Genomic DNA, 17,390 nt, shown 5'->3' with positions numbered 1-17,390 from the left:
CTTATCTAGGTGACGGTCCTACTGTGCGGTGGCGCACGAAGCACATTCATCCCCTTCCGAGGAGAACTACATGCCACTGCACAATCCCCGCCGCCCAGGCGGGTTCTTCACCACCGGGCGGCGCGCGGCCGCCACGGGGCTGTCCTTTGCGGCAGCTGTGACCTTGCTGGCCACGCCGGCCACCGCCGCTCCGACGTCATCCATCCCCACCAGCTCCACCGAGCTACAGGGTTCGATCGAGGGACTGCCAGGCGGCTCGCTCGGCTCGGCCACCGGCTCGCTGCCCGGTGCCGGGCAGTCGGAGAACGAGGGGCTCTACGAAGGTAGTGTCCAGGTCGTCGATGGGGAAGCCGACGACCCGGAGACCCTCACGGGCCAGGTGTTCGACGACGTCAACAAGAACTCCACCCTTGACGGCGACGAGGCGGGCATCGAGGGCGTTCAGGTGTCCAACGGCGTCGATGTCGTCATTACGGATGCAGAGGGGCGCTACGAACTGCCCGTCCGCGAGCACTTCACCGCATTCGCGACGCAGCCGGCCGGCTACCAGGTTCCGGTCGATAGCCAGAACTTCGCACAGTTCAGCTACAACCACTCGCCGGAGGGGTCGACCGACCTCAAGTTCGGCGGGCTCGAGCCGACCGGCGAGACCCCGAAGGCCGTGAACTTCCCGATGGCGAAGTCGGCGCAGACCGCGCTTCCCGAGCAGACCTGCCCGGTCGCCTCGGACACGCAGACCTACGACAAGGAAGAGGTCGAGTACGCGCGCAAGGGCGCCGTTGCCGATCTCATGGCGCGCAACGACTACGCCAGCTGTGGCCTGCTTCTGCTCGGCGACAACGTGGGCGACGACCTGTCGCTCAATCCCGACCTGCGCGAACTCTACGAGAACGCCAACGGTCCGATCCGCGCGCTCCCGGGCAACCACGACATGGACTACGACGCGAAGGACGACGAGCAGGCTCTCGACACCTACCGCCAGGCCTTCGGCGCGCCGTATTACTCCTACGAGGTCGGCGAGACACACTTCGTGTCCCTCGACAACATCATCTACAAGGGTGCGAAGGAAGACGGCAAGAACGGCGGCTACACCGAGGCGATCACCGACGAGCAGCTCGAATGGCTGAAGAACGACCTCGAGTCGGTCGATCCGGGCAAGCGGATCGTCGTCAACGCGCACGCGCCGATCGTCAACTACTCGGGCGTCGTCACCGACAACGCAACCGAGCTGTATGACATCCTCGCGGAATTCCCGAACGCGACGACCATCGGCGGGCACACGCACACCCTGGAGCACCTGCGCAAGGGCGATAAGAGCGCGGACTGGGCCAAGGATGGCGTCGACGAGCTGCCGGTCGACCAGATCGTCGCCGGTGCCGTGTCCGGCTCGTGGTACTCCGGCGAGCTCAATGAGAATGGCGTCCCGCATGCCTACACCTCCGACGCCGCCGAGCCCGGTGTGCTCACCCTCGAGCTGGCCGGCAACGAGCTGACCGACTACTACACCGTTCGCAACGAGCCGCAGGACCGCCAGTTCCTCACCGGACTCAACTCGCCGTCCTGGCGCGAGTGGGCCGAGAAGGCTCAGAAGTGGCAGGACGACAAGAAGGAGGGCGACGGCCCGGGACCTGTGGAGACCGACGTCATCACCTCTGATGAGCTGGGCAAGGATTCGTGGCTGACCACGAGCTTCTTCTCCGGTGCGACGAATTCCGACGTGAAGATTGCTCTCGACGGCGGCGAGGCGGTCGACGCCGAGCACACCCAGCCGTTCACGGGCGAGGCGCTCAACAAGGGCTGGGAATTCACCGACCCGGTATCGGCGTCCCACAACCTGTCGAGCACAGGTGCCGTCGCACAGTCGAGCCCCCACCTGTGGCGCATCGCGCTGCCTGAGGATCTCGAGGCCGGCGAGCACACCGCCGACATCACCGCCACCGACAGCTACGGCAACGAGTACACCGAAACGTTCACGTTCACCGTGAGCGGTGAGGGCGAGGGCGAGTAACTGCCCGAGCACAACTGAAGTAATCCCAACTGGGCCGCCCCAGGGGATCACCGTCCCCGGGGCGGCCCTTTTTCGTATCGTCCGTCGGCTAAGTGCTGTCGCTGACACGGCGTGACGAGAAGAGTCGCCTTATCTCCCCTCGCTGGACGCATCCCGGAAGAGCCATCTGGAAATGGTGGTATACCAGTCGGCGGAATCTACATAGATTCTCTATCTATATTCTATTGTGCCGTCGGCCCCTAGGGTCGCCGGTAGTGAGGAGGCACCATGTGCGGAATCGCCGGATGGGTCGGTTTCGACCGTGACATCACGTCCCAGCGCAAGATCGTCGAGGACATGACCACGACCATGCAGTATCGAGGGCCGGATGATGCGGGCACCTACGTCGACACTCACGTCGGGCTCGGCCACAGGCGCTTGGCGATCATCGATCTCCCGCTCGGTAAACAACCGATGAACGTGCGGACGCCGTCTGGAGACGTCGCCATCGTCTACAGCGGCGAGGCCTATAACTTCCGCGAGCTCCGCGAGGAACTTGCTCGCCTCGGACATCATTTCGACACCGATAGCGACACCGAGGTCGTTCTTCATGGATACCTGCAATGGGGATCGTCCGTCGCCGAGCGGCTCAACGGCATGTACGCGTTCGCCGTGTGGGATGGGCGCGAAGAGAAACTCGTCATGGTGCGTGACCGACTCGGGATCAAGCCGTTCTACTACTCCGAGACCGATGACGGCGTGGTGTTCGGTTCGGAGCCCAAGGCGATCCTCGCCAACCCTTTGGTTCCCCACACTGTCGACGTCGATGGCCTGCGAGAACTCTTCGCCATGACGAAAACCCCTGGATGGGCGCTGTGGAGCCACATTCGTGAGGTCGAACCGGGATCTATCGTCACCGTCGATCGTGAGGGCGCCCGGGCGAGAACTTATTGGACTCTTCCCGCGTACGAGCACACCGACGATCTCGACACCACGATCTCCCACGTCCGGGACCTGATGACCGACATTGTCGATAGACAGCTGATCGCCGACGTACCTCGGTGCGTGCTTCTCTCGGGTGGGTTGGATTCCAGTGCTCTGACGGGACTTGCCGCCAACCGGCTGCGGGGCGAAGGGCTGAGCGTCAATAGCTACGCGGTCGACTTCACCGACCAGGAAGAGAACTTCCAGCCCGATGGCATGCGCGACACCCCGGACTCGCCGTTCATCCGTGACGTCGCACGCCACGTCGGCTCGAGCCACCGAGATGTCGTGCTCGACGCGGCGGAGCTCACCGATCCCGCCGTACGCCGCGAAGTGATCGCCGCCCGCGACATCCCGGCCGGCCTCGGCGACATGGACAATTCGTTGCTGCTGTTGTTCAAGGCGATCCGCGAAAAGTCGACCGTGGCCCTGTCCGGCGAATCGGCGGACGAGGTGTTCGGCGGCTACCGGTGGTTCTTCGACCCCACCGCGCAGCAAGCCGAGACATTCCCCTGGATGGCGTTCGCGGGCACGCAGATGCAGTCGCGAACCGCGATGCTCAATCCGGAACTCGGAAAGAAGCTCGACTTCGACAGCTATATCGCCGACGAGTACCGAAGCGCACTCGCCGCGGTGCCGAAGGTGGATGGCGAATCCGCGTCGGAACGCAAGATGAGGGAGGTGTGCCATCTCCACCTGACACGTTTCGTGAGGATGCTGCTCGACCGTAAGGACCGCACATCGATGGCCACGGGACTGGAGGTGCGCGTTCCCTTCTGTGACCACCGGCTGGTCGAGTACGTCTACAACACCCCGTGGTCCTTCAAGACCTTTGACGGGCGCGAGAAGAGTCTCCTGCGTGCGGCGACGAAACATGTGCTGCCGCAGTCCGTTGTCGACCGGACCAAGAGCCCCTACCCGTCGACGCAGGACACCAATTACGCGAAGGCCCTGCAGAAACAGCTCGCCGACGTCATTTCCGAGGACAGCGCCGTATTCGACATCGTCGACCGGGAAGCGGTGCGAGCGATGTGCGCCACCGAGCCCGAGGCCGTGACCGGAGAATTGCGAAACCAAATGGATCGGACGCTCGATCTCTACCACTGGATCGACATGTACGCGCCGACGCTCGAGATCGCCTGATCCACCCCGGGGCACGACGATGCTTTCTGGGGTGCACTGAGAGGGCATCCCACGAGCCGCGCAGCCCGTTTATGGTGGGGACATGGCGGCACGAGATCACACAGGAATCGCGGCAGGCAAGGGTGCCGTGCGTGAGTTCCTCATGTCCCGACGCGGGAAGATCACCCCGGAGCAGGCGGGGATCGCTACGCATGGTGAGCGCCGTGTCCCCGGGCTTCGCAGGGGCGAAGTAGCCGATCTGGCCGGGATCAGTCCCGAGTACTACGCGAAGCTCGAGCGCGGTGCCCTCGCCGGAGCCTCCCGCTCGATCCTCGACGCGGTCGCCCGCGCGCTGCAGCTCGACGAGGCCGAGCATGCGCACCTTCTCGACCTGGCGCGCGCCGTCGACGGCATCCCCACCTCGGGGCGGAGGCGTGGGCGTGCCGCGGCGACCGCCCAGGTGCGTCCGGGGCTCCGCGGCGTCGTCGATTCGATCACCGATGCCGTGGCTTTCGTGCGGAACTCCTATCAGGACATCGTCGCCATAAATTCTCTCGGCCGAGCGTTTTACTCGCCGGTGATCGGCTCCGGCGGTCGCACGCCGAACCTCGCCAGGTTTCAGTTCCTCGACCCCGCTTCCCGCGACTTCTATCCGGATTGGGAGTCGATGGCCCGGATGTGTGTCGGCGTGATGCGCACCGAGACTGGAATCGCACCGAACGACAGCACTCTGCAGAACCTCGTCGGCGAACTTGCCACGGGGAGCGAGGACTTTGCGCGGCTATGGGCCGAGCACGATGTGCGGATTCACGGCGCAGGCACGAAACGATTCGCTCACCCCGAGGTCGGCGAGATGGAGCTGAGGTTCGAAGAACTCGGAGTCACCGCCGACGCCGGCTTGAACCTCTACGTCTATAGCGCGCCGATCGGTTCGGCGGACCACGACAAACTTCAGCTCCTGGGCGCGTGGAGCCAGCCCGCCGCGGAGTTCCCCGCGGACGCGGTCGGCCCGCGGGCACGGGAAGCGACAACCAACGACTCGAAGGAGCACTAATGCGCGGAATCATCATGCACGGCAAGGGCGACGTCCGATTCGAGGAGCGCCCGGATCCGCGGGTCGAGCAGCCGACCGACGCCGTCATCAAGATCATCGCGGCGTGTGTGTGCGGCTCGGACCTATGGCCCTACCGCGGCTACGACCAGCCCGACCACCAGAAGATGGGCCACGAGTATGTCGGCCAGGTCGAATCCGTCGGCGACGACGTCACTACCGTGTCCCCCGGCGACTACGTCGTCGGCTCGTTCGTCATCTCCGACAACACGTGCGAGATCTGCGAGGCCGGTTACCAGTCGCGCTGTGTCAACGCCGTGTTCGTCGACGGCGAGATCGGCACGCAGGCCGAATACGCCCGCATCCCGCACGCCGACGGCACCCTCGTTGCGCTCCCGGGCAAGCCCGATGACGACCTCGTCCCGTCCCTCCTCGCCGCCTCGGACGTGCTCGGAACGGGATGGTTCGCCGCTGACGCCGCAGGTGCCGGTCCCGGCAAGACGGTCGCGGTCGTCGGCGACGGCGCCGTGGGGCTGATGGGCATTCTCGCGGCCAAGCAGATGGGCGCCGAGAAGATCATCGCCATGAGCCGCCACGAGCCCCGCCAGCAGCTGGCCCGCGAGTTCGGCGCCACCGACATCGTCGCCGAGCGCGGGGCCGAGGGCGTGGCGAAAATCAAGGAGCTCACCGACGGTCTCGGCGCGCACGCCACGATCGAGGCGGTGGGCACGCAGGAGTCGATGATGCAGGCTGTTCGCTCGACCCGCCCCGGCGGATCGATCGGCTACGTCGGCGTGTCCCACGACGTCGAGCTTCCGGGCGGAGAGCTGTTCTTCGGCCTCGTGCACCTACACGGCGGACCGGCCCCGGTACGCCGCTACCTGCCCGAACTCATCGATCTCATCTGGAATCGCACCATCGAGCCCGGCAAGGTCTTCAACATGGAGCTACCGCTGGCCGAGGCGGCGCGCGGCTACGAGGCCATGGACAACCGCGAAGCGATCAAGGTGCTGCTGCGGCCGTAGAACCGGCCGCGTGAGGATCGAGAAGAAGGGAACGACATGAGCTCGGACAACGGATCGCCCGCCCCCGTCGCGGACCTCATCTCCGCCCTGCGCGCCGGCGAGACCATCATCGGTGGCAGCGATCTGCACTTGGCGATGCACGGCGTCTCGCAGGAGGCGATTCGCGTGGCCACGGAACTCAACGGTTCCTACCACGACCAGGCCGGGGTGCGGGCGTTGCTGTCCGAACTCGTCGGGGAACAGGTCGACGACAGTGTCAGCCTGTTCCCGCCCTTCTACTCCGACTTCGGCAAGAACATCCATTTCGGTCGCGACGTGTTCATCAACATGGGCTGCAAGTTCCAGGACCAAGGCGGGATCACCATCGGCGACGGCGCGCTCATCGGACACAACGTGCTCATCGCGACGCTCAACCACGACATGGATCCGGCCAAGCGGGCGGACATGCACCCCGCCGCCGTCACCATCGGCAAAAAGGTCTGGGTGGGCGCGAACTGCACGATCCTCCCCGGGGTGACGATCGGCGACGGCGCGGTGATCACCGCGGCCTCCGTGGTCACCAAGGACGTCCCTGAAAACTCGCTCGCCGTCGGTTCGCCGGCGAAGGTCGTGCGCGAGGTCGTCCCCTCCGCCTAGAAGGGGAGCGGACTGTGGTCGGTAGGTACGATCAGCAGACCGACGATTCGCTGCTTTTCGTCCACGGCGACACGTCCCATAACCTCACCGGCTTCGCAGTTCACCGTGGTGACGCCGACAACGGTTCCCAGAACGCTGTCACCATCTTCAATTCGATCGCCTGCGGGCACGACGACGTGGGTGTCCTCGTAGGACTCCTTGCCGCCGATCTCACTGAGCACCTTGGCCCAGGTTTCGGCAATCACCTCTTGGGACAATTCCTTCCTGGCGTCGGGGTGGATGAGCTGTTCGAGCTCGTCGAGTTCTCCAGCGCCGATGTGATCGAAGACCTTCTCGGTGAACTGTTGAATCTGTGCGACGGTCATGGATCCTCCTGTGATCTTCTGGCCATTGGCCGGGTTGGTGACTTCTCCGAATCGTTTGAACGCCGCCTGGCGGCTCATGCCGAGCTCGTCTCCGATCTCGGCCCACGTTCGCCCGTTGCTCCGGGCCTCTCGAACGGTGGCGGTCAATTGTTCTCTGGCGCGATCGACCGCGCGCTGCGCCTTCGCGATTTCATCCATGGCCGTAGTCAACCAAAGGTTGACGGAATGTGTCAACCAATGGTTTACAACAACCGTGAGATCGAGTCGAAGGTTGCGTTCCAAGATGTGCCCCAGACCTCGCCCTCCCGCCATAGAATGCGGGTATGTCTGTGGCGCGCATGAAGGACCTGACGGTCCGGGTCGACACCGGCCGCTGGTCGGCAACAGTGGTTGACGGCGCGCGGCTAGACCTCGCCGGTGGAAGCGTGACCGCCCTGCTCGGAGACTCGGGCAGCGGTAAATCGATGCTGGCCAGGGCTCTCGCTGGAACGCTGCCGGCGACCGCCGAGGCGAGCGGAACTCTCGAGGTTCCCTCGGTCGCCTACGTCCCACAATCCGGAGCCGACGCGTTTTCCAGCTCTCACACCGTGGGTGAGCAACTGCGTGAGATCGCCGAGCCCCGGGGCACGGATCTCGCGGCCGCCTGCGACCGCGCTCTCTACCCGGCCGACCGGCTCGACCTCTACGTCGAGCAGCATTCGGGCGGCGAAATCGACCGCGCCGCGCTGGCCGCAGGGTTCCTCGCGGCCCCGGAATTGCTCATCGTCGACGAGCCCTCGTCATCTGTAGATGATGGCCTCGCCGAGGTGTTGTGGAGCGCCCTCGGCGCCTACCCGCGCGAGATGGTTCCCGGCGCGGCCGTCCTCGTCATTACCAGCGATATCGGGTTGATGAGCCACTCGGGGATTGTCGACAGCGTCGTCATGCTGCGCGATGGCCGAGTGATCGCCGACGACGAGGCCGCGGCCGTGCTCGGCAGCGATGACCCCTACATTTCGAGATTCCTCGGCGCGTATCTCGGCCGATAGTGGACTCGTAAGGCGAGACGGCGGCGCGATCAGCGCGCTGCGAAGTGCGCGGCCAACCTTCTGTGGCGATGGGCGAAGAACGCCTCCAATGTTCGGCGCAGGAGCGGACCGGCGGGGGTGAGAAGCATGCGCGGCGTCATACTGATCCGGTCCGTGACCAGCGTGGACCCGGACGACGCGGGTTCGACGGTGCGGTCGTGGACCCAGGCGCGCATGGAGGCCATGGTCGACTCCTCGCGAAAGCGGCGACCGGGTTCGAGGACGGCAATGGTGAGCAGGTCGTAGTCGAAGGGGACGAGGCCGAACAGCCGCAGCCAGGCGCGCCCGAGCGGCACGCCGACCGAGACGGTGTCGATGGTCAGGTTCGGGTGCCCGCGCGGGACCGACATCGACAACCACGGGTGCAATTCGTCGTTGATCCCCTCGGGGGTGACGACGCGGTTCCACACTTCGCAAGGGCTGGCGGCGATCTCGCTGCGATGGGTAAAAGTCCAGGTGTGCGCCATGTTCGTCTCCCGTGGCCGTGGCGTGGGACCCACCGTACCCGGAGTGGGTCGGCCCCTGTGGCGCAACGGCGAGGCGGCGTTATCGACTGTTACGGGGGTGAAGATTGATAACTACTGAGAAAATAGTAACGTTTCACAAAATCGTGCCGATGAATGTGTCGGTGTTCACCGACGACGGGAAAATCATGCGAAATAAATCTCAGAAGATGGCTGCGGCCCTCGTGTCCATGGCTGTTGTAGCCGCGGGTGGTTCCGCGCAGGCATTCGCCGCGGACATGGACAAGGCGCGCGCGGTGCAGAACGCTCCCGCCGCGCAGGGAGTCTCACCCGAGGGCGCTGCGACTCAGGCCGCCGGCACACTCGGCGCGATCAACCCCGACCAGCTCTCGCAGGTTCTCGGGTCCTCGGGCAACCCGGCGTTCGCCGGTTCGACCATCATGGGCTCGGCCGACGCGCTCGGCTTCTCGCCCGACCTCTTCGCCGGCAACACGCCGCTTCCCCCGGCTCCGGATCCGTCGATCACCGAGACGAAGGTGCTGCGCAAGACGGTCGACGAGGGCCGCTACGAGCAGTGGGAGATCGCCTACGCGCCGATGCAGCGCGTCATCACCATCGAGATCTACCGCGCCGCCACCGACGGCCCTGCCCCGAACCTCTACCTTCTCGACGGCGTCGGCTCCGAGCGTCCCAGCGGCTTCATGCTGTGGAACGCGAAGGAGCAGTTCAAGAACGAGAACGTCAACCTCGTGATCCCGACCGGCGGCCAGGCCTCCATGTGGGCGGATTGGCAGCAGCAGGATCCGAAGCTCGGAATCTCCAAGTGGGAGTCCTTCATCACCGAGGCGCTCCCGAAGCTCACCGCGGAGTCGCAGATCGGCCTCAAGCACAACGGCAAGAACGGTATCGGCGGCATCTCGATGGGCGCCGCGTCCGCGTATTCGATCGCCGTTCGCCACCCCGAGCAGTACCAGGGCGTTTTCGGCCTCTCGGGCTGCTATACGACCGACGATTTCGGGCAGATCCTCACCCGCTACACCGTGGAATCCCGCGGCGCGAACGTGCAGAACATGTGGGGCCCGCCCGGGAGCGAGGAATGGCAGGCACACGACGCGATCAGCCAGGCCGAGAAGCTGCGCGGCAAGGCGCTCTACCTCTCGTCCGGCACGGGCGCGGCGAAGGAAGGCGAGTTCGACGCCTACAACGGCGACATCGGTAACTTCGTCGCCGGCGCCGCGCTCGAGCAGGCGTCCAACGTGTGCACGCACCGCATGGATGAGAAGCTCAACGATCTGGACATCGATCACCGCTTCGACCAGATCCCCGCGGGCCTGCACAACTGGTCGCTCTTCGCGCCGCAGATGCCGATCGCGTGGAACCACATCAAGGGTGCTCTCGGGGCGTAGCGGCATGATGCTTTGGCACGGTCGACGCGCTCGAACGTTTGCCGGGGCATGCGCGCTGGTGGCGCTGTCTCTCTCGGCCTGCTCGAGAAAAGAAGAGCCCGAGGAGATGGCGTCTCCAGAGCAGACCCAGGCGGTGCTCGATCCGGCGATCGAAAAGATCTCGGAGTCGCTCGACATGCTCTCTGCGGCAGAGGGCGATACCTTCATGGCTTCTGAGACCGAGGGCGGGATGACCGAGTGCATGCTTACCGATGCAACCGTCGACGTGGACGCCATCAAACAAGGTAAGCGATACGAAGCCGGATCGACCACTGTCTTGACGCCGAGCTCCGGCAATTTCGAGGAGCTCATCGCGACCTTCCGGAGCTCCGCAGAAGAGCAGAATTTCGGCTCCTACGAGCTCGCGGAGAACGAAGCAGGCTGGAAGGAGCATTCAGTGAGCGACGCCGACGGCAATCGGATCATCCTCACCGTGGCTGAGTCCGTAGTCGAAGGGCAACCTCTATCGGCCATGCTCGGCGGGGAGTCGCGATGCATTTCCGACTCCGGTGAAGGCTGAGTGGTGAATCCGTCAGCGCACCTTGCTCTTGGGAATGGATAATTGGCACCATCCCGGTGGCCCGAAATTGCTTGACCTATCGAGAGGCGCGGAATCCACAGCAGGCCTATGAGCGCTACGAAAATTCGAAGCCCCGAAGCAACCAAACGGCGCCACGCTTGGTGGTGGTTCTTCGTATTGCTTGCGCTTGGCGCGTTGCTCGGCACTGCATTCGCGTTGTTCATGTTCATGCCCCTGGCCATGGCTACCGACGGGTGCTACGAGCGCATGATCGACGGAGTTTGTGGGCTGTCGGCAAACGGGCAACTTGTCTTGATCTTGATCCCCTGGATGAGCGTCATCGTGGGAATCATCACGGCGTTTTTGGGTGCTGTTGTAGCTACGCGCTTTCGGCGTACCCCGCTCTTCGGAATAGCAGCCGGCGTGCTTGGATATCTGGCCATGGTGGTCGTTGGCACTGTGATCGCGTATCAGATGTAGGACAAGAGCGTCGCCGCACAAACCCAACGAATGGTCGTCAGCTTAGCTTGCGAAGTGCATCCAGGTCCGCGATTGTCTCGGCAAGCGCCCGACGCAGTTGATCATGCTGAGCCGAAAGGGAAAATTCCGGTTTTGACCAATTCTCCGAAGGGTAAAGCCAGACAGGAAGATGGCGAACCTCGTCTGGTTCCCATTCATACCGCGGCCAAGCATGCGCATGAAGGAAACCGTGGGTATTGCCGAGGATCTCAAGATTGACCCTACGAAAGCTCGGATCCGCCTTACTACACACGCGCTCAATGGCCTCGCCGAGGAGATCCATATCGTCGAGAAAAGAAAGCCTGGCGAAGCGTTCCAGGTCGGAAAGTCGTTCGACCCCCGGTCGATCGGTGAGCAGCACGCAATACCCGGGAAGAAATTGAACGTCTCCGATCGCTGCGAAACCGGCGGAAAGGCGGGCCAAGATTGTGGGGTTCGTGCCGTCGATGGCGCTGCGCACTCGATCCGTCTTCCAAGCATCTGAGCTCATAAATTCACCCTAGAACAAGTCCAGACACAGCGAAGTCCGTGGACGAAGCCAGTCGTCCGTCGCCCACCGAGTTCCAGACCCGAACATGCCCACCTAGCCAGAACACGCTGGCGCTCGTAGCGTCGCAGGTGTGAACCTCTACGAAGCGCTCCGCGCCCGCCGCTCGCGCCGCGAATTCTCCGCCGAACCGGTCGCCCCCACAGACAAGGCAGCATTGCTCGACCTTGCCCGGGAGCGGCCGGAAGGCGGCTGGGCGTACCCATCTGCCCACGGCCTGCGCACCGTTACGCTGTATGACGTCGGGCCTCACGTCCCCCGCAACGCCGTCGAATCCGCCGTCTTCGACGAGCAGCCGTGGTTGCTTCATGCGCCGCTTCTGCTCGTGCTCTCGGCGGACCTCGGCCGCGCCCACGCCGAGTTCGACTTTCAGGATCCCAGCGGTAACCAGGCGCGCGATTTCGTCATGCTCGAAGCCGGTTGTCTCCTGCAGTCGGTGCTATTGACCTGCGCCGACCGCGGCCTCGCAGCCGTGCCCGTCGCGGGCCTGCGCAGGCCGGACATAGACGGGGTCTTCGGCCATCCCGCCCACGTCATCTCGTTGGTTGCCATCGGCCATACGGCCGCCAACTAATTGAAATCGGCAACCGCAATCTCACTATCACTTTGTCCATTGCGAGGGCCCGCTTCTCGCCGGATAGGGCAAGTGCGTCGAACGTGCCGCATTGTCTGCTCCGGGGTCGAGGTTGACGCTCGAAAAGTGCGAATCGAGAGCGTGAACACACGAAGGTACGATCAAGATCGAACCAGAAGAGGAGTTGGCATGGCGGATGAATACGGACATCCTTCGGTAGACGAAATGCGCATTGGCGACGTGCTCGCCGCCGTGGCCGATGACAACAGGCGGCACGTCGTTCGTGAACTCGCGCTTAGCGATGACACTGCCGAGCGCTCGTGCACGAGCTTTGGTCTCGACGTGTCGAAATCGACGAGATCGCATCACTTCAAGGTCCTGCGTGAGGCGGGAGTCGTTAGGCAAGTGGACCGCGGAAACAAAAGTGGCGTCACCCTGCGCCGGGACGATCTCGAACGTAGATTTCCGGGCCTGCTCGAACTGATTGCCGCAGAGGAACGATAAAGAGAGAATCCCGTAGGTTCGATTGACGGCGAACCTTGAGCCTTATAGGTTCGATATACATCGAACCTAGGAGGCTTTGTGCTTTCATCTCCATCGCGTCGGAGTCCGCTGGCGCTGCCTGTCATATTCTTGGCTCAACTCGTTATCCCCATGTCGATCGCGGGCACCGCCGTGGCTTTGCCGGAAATCAGCGGCGAGCTGGGCACCGTGTCCTGGCAGCTGCAGTGGGTCGTCAACGGATTCAATTTGGCTTTTGCCCTCATGACTCTCTTCTGGGGCAACGTCGCCGATCGAGTAGGGCACGACCGCACCTTTCGCGCAGGAATCGCGATCGCACTCTTCGGCGCGTTGGCCAGCACCGCTGCCGGCAATCTTCTCATGCTCGATGCGGCGCGCGTTATCGCCGGAATCGGTGCGGCGGCCGTGCTCACCGGTGCGGCGTCAATCCTCTCGCAAGCATGGAGCGGAGCCGAACGGCGACGAGCATTCGCTCTATTCGGTACCGCGAATGGGCTCGGCCTCGCGCTCGGCCCAAGCGTCTCCGGGGTCCTCGTCGATTCAGTCGGATGGCGGGGCGTCTTTGCTGCTCAGGTCGCGATCCTTCTCGTCGCATTCGTTGGCTCGGTACTTATTCCCCGTGTCCGCGCGGAGGAACCGAAAGAGACCGGACAAAGCGGAGACACGCTCAATCTGGCGCTGCTCAAGCACCCCGGATTCGCGGCGATGCTGCTCGTTCCCGTAGCTGGCTCCCTGGGGTTCGTTACACTCCTCACCTACTTGCCGAACGCCTTCTCGGCGGTCAAAGGCTTCCCCGCCGACACGGCAGGCTCGCTGATGCTGCTCGCCACAATTCCCGTCTTCGTGGCGCCGATGCTCGTCGGCGCACTGATGTCTCGGACGGGACTTCGAAGCGGCGTCGTGATCGTCGCCGCGTTCGCATTCCTAGTCCTGGGCAACCTCGGGGTGCTTCTTCTGGAACCGTCCGGAGACTTGGCGCCGGTTCTCATCTCGATGGTGTTTCTAGGGCTCGGGTTCGGCGTTCCTCTCGGGATTGTCGATGCCGAAGCTCTCGGCCAGGTGCCCGAAGAGAGGAGCGGCAGTGCAGCAGGCTTACTCAACTTTGTGAGGATCGGTTCCGAGGCAGTAGCCGTCGCGGCCTACGCAGCTGTTCTGGCAGGAATTATCGGTTCGCAGCTTGTCGACCAGCCAGAGCTCGCAGCGAAAGCGAAGGCCGGGCAGCCGGCGGCGCCTGATGTATACGCCAGCGCGCTCCACCTCGTAATACTGCTCGCAGTCGTGCTCGTGCTCCTGCTCGCCGTTGCTTTCGTTCTGCTCCGTAGGAAGAGCGTCAGAACTAGCTCGCAGACAATTGTCGAGTCGAACGCGAAAGGGTCTGGCGACTGCTGTGTCGACGCCCAGCGCTAGCGGAGCTACACCAACTCCAGCCTCCTGGCCATGTCGGACACGAATACGCCGTCGGGGTCAACGCGTCGGCGAACACTGATCCACTCGTCGATTCGTGGGTACATGGAATGGAACGTCGCCGCGCTCATGCGGGAGTCCTTCGCCGTGTACCCGCGACCGCCGAACTCGAGGACCTGCTTGTCGAGCGACTCGAGGAACTCGGCGAGCCCGCGCTTGTAGGGGAAATCCAGCGCCACGCTCCAGCCTTCGTCGGGGAAGCTCAGCGGTGCCTGGTTCCCCGGCCCGGAGAACTTCAACACGTTGAGCGCCGAATAGTGCCCGGAGCCCTGAATGGTGCGAATGATCGTCTTGAACTCCTCGATCGCACCCGGGGGAATGAGGAATTGGTACTGGCAGAATCCCGCCTTTCCGTACAAACGATTCCACTCTCCGACGAGGTCGAGCGGGTGGTAGAACTGCGTGAGATTCTGCACGAGGTTCCGTCCGCGTTTCGGCGTCTTGTAGTAGTACGCCTTCGACACGATCGTGAAATCGAGCTTGTTCGCCAACCCATTGGGAAAGACGTCGGGCACGTCGAAAAGGTGGGGCGCGTCAAAGGCGAGTGGATCTTTCGCCTTCTCGGGGGCGAACTCCTCGAGCTGCGCCAGCGTCGCGAGAGAGCCACGGGCGAGCCCCGCACGCCCGAGATGAGGCTCGTCGATAATCGAATCGAACCATGCAGAGGTATAGGTGTATGTCGATTCCGAACCGTCGGTATGCAGCTCGATCGTCTCGTCGAGATTCGCCGTGCGGTCGGTGTCCGCGAGGAAGTACGCGGTCTCGGTGTGGGTCATCTGCAGGTGGACCTCGAGGATGATCCCGGTCAGCCCGATGCCGCCGATCGTCGCCCAAAAAATCGACCCGTCCGGGTCGTCGAGCGACCCCTCCGGTCGCAGCGTCAGCACACTCCCGTCGGCGACGAGCAGATCCAGCTGGACGACGTGGTTGCCGAACGATCCCGCCGAATGGTGGTTCTTACCGTGGATATCGCAGCCGATCGCACCGCCGACGGTGACCTCTCTGGTCCCCGGCAACACGGGAACCCAAAGACCATGGGGCAGAGCTGCGCGCATGAGTTGGTCGAGGCTCACCCCTGGCTGCATGACGGCGATTCCCGATTCCGCATCGATGGAGTGAATGCGGTCGAGCCCGGAAAGGTCGATAACCAGTCCACCGGAGTTTTGCGCGTTGTCCCCGTACGAGCGTCCGAGCCCGCGAGCAACGACCCCACGCTTGAGGAAGTCCGGCGACGAGGCGTTGTGCTCGGCAACCGCGACGACCGCGTCGATAACCTCCTGCGGATCGCGCGGCGCGATGGTGTGACACACCGTCGAACCGCGCCTACCGAAGCCCCAGAGTCGCCGAACGTCCGGCGTGATCGCTTTGTCTGTCACTCATTCTCCTCGGGATCGTTTCAAGCAGAAACGAAAAGGCTACCGAGGGATCCTGAACGTAGTGCCCTCCGAAATCCGTGCATTGCGCAAGAGTGGGAACCGTGCTGGCTCCACGCTGAATTACCGACCGGGGAGCCACTGCGCGGTGAGGCGATCTGCGACGTCGCGCAGCTCGCGCTCGCGTTCGGTGTCGTAGGACTCGGCCGAGGACCACACTTCGCGGTCGCGGCTCACGTAGGCGCCGCTTGGGGCTCTCGCGTCACCTGTGACGACGTCCGCGAGCCACTGTCCCGCGTCGCGCTGGGTACTCGCGATCGGAGTCACCGTCAGCGCCGGGAGAACGTACTTCATGGACAGCCGCATGGGCAGCGGCGCATCGCGCATCAGGCCCGTGCCGGGTACCAACCCCGGGTTGAAGCCGATCACCGCTGGTCCGGCGTGCGAACCGGCGCCGTCCGTGCCGAATTCTCGGGCATAAGAATGCACCATGTAGATCGCCGCGAGCTTGCTCGTCGAGTAGGCGGTGCGACCGGCGGCGGTGGTCGTCGGTGCGCGAAAAGCGCCGGGCCGGGCGAGTTTCTCGGGCGAACGCCACTGCGGCCCGGGCATCACGCCGAGATTGTGCTGGAGGTCGCCGAAGTGGGTGTCGGACACCGTGATCACGATGCGGTCGGACGGATCCACGAGCGGGCCCAGATAGCGCACCAGCACGTGATTGGCGAGCACGTTGACGGCGAAAGTCCCCTCGAACCCATCGGTCGTGCGGCTCATCGCGCTGGGGTGCTGCACGCCCGCATTGAGCACCAGATGCCCGAGCGGCGGAAGCTGTCCCGACCGGATGCGCTCGGAGACATCGTGCGCCGCCTCGGCGACGGAGGACAGCGACCGCAGGTCGGCCGGGACGAACTCGGCTCGTACGCCGTCATCCAGCAGGGTTGTGACGGCGGCGGCGCCGGTCTCGGGGCGGGCGAGAAGTACGAAGGTCGCGTCCCGGTGGCGGTGGGTCAGTTCGCGTACGGCGACGAGGCCGATGCCGCGCGTCGCTCCGGTGATGACGATGGTGCGCGGCATGGGGCTCCTCGGTCTCGCTATTCGGATTCGGCGGGTTCTGCGCCGGTGAAGGAGGCGAGGATGTCCGGCAGCTTCTCGTGGACCGGCGTTCCGCCCGCCTGGCGGATGGTGTTCGCGGCGACGGCGGCCTCTGCTGCGGCGGCGATCATGTGACACCCGGCGACGTCGGTTCCGCCGCACGAGGCGTGCATGCGGGCGCCGAGCTGGGAATCGAGCGAGCGGCGCAAGCCCTCCGGGATCGGCACGTCGTGGTCGTGCGCGATGCGGAGCAGATCGTAGCCGAGGTCGTGGGTGCGGCACGCGTTGTCGAAGCTCGCGGGTAGCTCGACTGGGGACGAGCAGTCCCCGTCCGGGCGCATGGCGATGCCGTCGGCGACGCCGGGCTCGTAGCCGAGCGCGACTATCGTTTCGGGCGCGAAGTAGTCGGTCCCCGGCGTGCCGGCGGCGAGTTCGCCGGCCGCGCGCAGGGCCTCCGAGGTCTCCGCGGGCGGCGGCGCGATCTCGGCTCCGGCGCTGCCGATTCCGGCGGGGTTGAAGGCGATCGCGGCGATGCTCAGCGCGACGGCGACCTTACGCCTCGGTGATCGGGGCTTCGTCGTCGTGGATTTTCTGGGCATAGGGGTAGTTGTGCGGCCCGGCATCGCTGCGGAA

General features: G+C 64.3%; 18 protein-coding genes. 12 read left to right on the top strand and 6 right to left on the bottom strand.

Going from position 1 to position 17,390, the window contains the following annotated elements; all coding sequences use genetic code 11:
• Positions 1-70: 70 nt before the first annotated feature.
• The 5 genes from BJL86_RS16090 (at position 71) to BJL86_RS16070 (ending at position 6,805) form a co-directional block, all read left to right on the top strand.
• Complete coding sequence (locus tag BJL86_RS16090; RefSeq protein ID WP_082908569.1) at positions 71-2,008, top strand: calcineurin-like phosphoesterase C-terminal domain-containing protein; 1,938 nt, start codon at positions 71-73, stop codon at positions 2,006-2,008.
• Between the two features lie 267 nt (positions 2,009-2,275).
• Positions 2,276-4,114, top strand: a complete 1,839-nt coding sequence (gene asnB / locus BJL86_RS16085; RefSeq protein WP_067475547.1) for an asparagine synthase (glutamine-hydrolyzing) — start codon at positions 2,276-2,278, stop codon at positions 4,112-4,114.
• An 82-nt stretch (positions 4,115-4,196) separates the two neighbouring features.
• On the top strand, positions 4,197-5,147 hold the full coding sequence (locus BJL86_RS16080; protein ID WP_082908568.1) for a helix-turn-helix transcriptional regulator: 951 nt from the start codon (positions 4,197-4,199) through the stop codon (positions 5,145-5,147).
• A complete protein-coding gene (locus tag BJL86_RS16075) occupies positions 5,147-6,169 on the top strand; it encodes a zinc-dependent alcohol dehydrogenase family protein (RefSeq protein WP_067475544.1) in 1,023 nt (340 codons plus the stop codon). The genes BJL86_RS16080 and BJL86_RS16075 overlap by 1 nt, the downstream gene beginning before the upstream one ends.
• 36 nt (positions 6,170-6,205) lie before the next feature.
• A complete protein-coding gene (locus tag BJL86_RS16070; RefSeq protein WP_067475542.1) occupies positions 6,206-6,805 on the top strand; it encodes a sugar O-acetyltransferase in 600 nt (199 codons plus the stop codon).
• Here the strand turns inward: BJL86_RS16070 and BJL86_RS16065 are convergent.
• Positions 6,802-7,452, bottom strand: coding sequence for a hypothetical protein (locus tag BJL86_RS16065; RefSeq protein WP_197487603.1), 651 nt, complete (start codon positions 7,450-7,452; stop codon positions 6,802-6,804). The two genes, BJL86_RS16070 and BJL86_RS16065, sit on opposite strands and share 4 nt — an antisense overlap.
• 41 nt (positions 7,453-7,493) lie before the next feature.
• Here BJL86_RS16065 and BJL86_RS16060 point away from each other — a divergent pair, with 41 nt between their 5' ends.
• Positions 7,494-8,198, top strand: a complete 705-nt coding sequence (locus BJL86_RS16060; protein ID WP_067475536.1) for an ATP-binding cassette domain-containing protein — start codon at positions 7,494-7,496, stop codon at positions 8,196-8,198.
• A 29-nt stretch (positions 8,199-8,227) separates the two neighbouring features.
• Here the strand turns inward: BJL86_RS16060 and BJL86_RS16055 are convergent, their stop codons facing one another.
• Positions 8,228-8,704 (bottom strand): SRPBCC family protein, encoded by a 477-nt coding sequence (locus BJL86_RS16055; RefSeq protein WP_067475534.1) that lies wholly within the window; start codon positions 8,702-8,704, stop codon positions 8,228-8,230.
• Between the two features lie 149 nt (positions 8,705-8,853).
• Here BJL86_RS16055 and BJL86_RS16050 point away from each other — a divergent pair, with 149 nt between their 5' ends.
• The 3 genes from BJL86_RS16050 to BJL86_RS16040 all read left to right on the top strand — a co-directional run bounded on the left by BJL86_RS16050 (position 8,854) and on the right by BJL86_RS16040 (position 11,146).
• A complete protein-coding gene (locus tag BJL86_RS16050; protein ID WP_067475531.1) occupies positions 8,854-10,107 on the top strand; it encodes an alpha/beta hydrolase in 1,254 nt (417 codons plus the stop codon).
• A 106-nt stretch (positions 10,108-10,213) separates the two neighbouring features.
• A complete protein-coding gene (locus BJL86_RS16045) occupies positions 10,214-10,666 on the top strand; it encodes a hypothetical protein (RefSeq protein ID WP_067475528.1) in 453 nt (150 codons plus the stop codon).
• Between the two features lie 108 nt (positions 10,667-10,774).
• Positions 10,775-11,146, top strand: coding sequence for a hypothetical protein (locus BJL86_RS16040; protein WP_067475525.1), 372 nt, complete (start codon positions 10,775-10,777; stop codon positions 11,144-11,146).
• A 37-nt stretch (positions 11,147-11,183) separates the two neighbouring features.
• Here BJL86_RS16040 and BJL86_RS16035 read toward each other — a convergent pair whose 3' ends face one another.
• Positions 11,184-11,675, bottom strand: coding sequence for a diadenosine tetraphosphate hydrolase (locus BJL86_RS16035; RefSeq protein WP_075845103.1), 492 nt, complete (start codon positions 11,673-11,675; stop codon positions 11,184-11,186).
• 130 nt (positions 11,676-11,805) lie between these two features.
• Here BJL86_RS16035 and BJL86_RS16030 point away from each other — a divergent pair, with 130 nt between their 5' ends.
• From BJL86_RS16030 to BJL86_RS16020, 3 genes are all read left to right on the top strand, one after another.
• Positions 11,806-12,306: a nitroreductase family protein gene (locus BJL86_RS16030; RefSeq protein ID WP_067475519.1), complete on the top strand. Its 501-nt coding sequence runs from the start codon at positions 11,806-11,808 to the stop codon at positions 12,304-12,306.
• A 189-nt stretch (positions 12,307-12,495) separates the two neighbouring features.
• The gene (locus BJL86_RS16025) at positions 12,496-12,810 is read left to right on the top strand and encodes an ArsR/SmtB family transcription factor (RefSeq protein WP_067475516.1); all 315 of its coding nucleotides are present in this window, start codon (positions 12,496-12,498) and stop codon (positions 12,808-12,810) included.
• 78 nt (positions 12,811-12,888) lie between these two features.
• The gene (locus BJL86_RS16020; protein ID WP_257787274.1) at positions 12,889-14,235 is read left to right on the top strand and encodes an MFS transporter; all 1,347 of its coding nucleotides are present in this window, start codon (positions 12,889-12,891) and stop codon (positions 14,233-14,235) included.
• Positions 14,236-14,240: 5 nt separating this feature from the next.
• On the opposite strand, the gene BJL86_RS16015 is transcribed toward BJL86_RS16020, so the two are convergent.
• From BJL86_RS16015 to BJL86_RS16005, 3 genes are all read right to left on the bottom strand, one after another.
• Entirely contained in the window at positions 14,241-15,668 is a 1,428-nt protein-coding gene (locus BJL86_RS16015; protein ID WP_067475511.1) for an FAD-binding oxidoreductase, read from the bottom strand.
• Positions 15,669-15,788: 120 nt separating this feature from the next.
• Positions 15,789-16,739 (bottom strand): SDR family NAD(P)-dependent oxidoreductase, encoded by a 951-nt coding sequence (locus BJL86_RS16010; protein ID WP_067475509.1) that lies wholly within the window; start codon positions 16,737-16,739, stop codon positions 15,789-15,791.
• A gap of 17 nt (positions 16,740-16,756) precedes the next feature.
• Entirely contained in the window at positions 16,757-17,356 is a 600-nt protein-coding gene (locus BJL86_RS16005; RefSeq protein WP_067475507.1) for a hypothetical protein, read from the bottom strand.
• Between the last annotated feature and the right edge of the window lie 34 nt (positions 17,357-17,390).

This window comes from Dietzia timorensis (genome assembly GCF_001659785.1).
Lineage (GTDB): Bacteria > Actinomycetota > Actinomycetes > Mycobacteriales > Mycobacteriaceae > Dietzia > Dietzia timorensis.
This window is presented reverse-complemented; position numbering and strand designations above follow the sequence as displayed.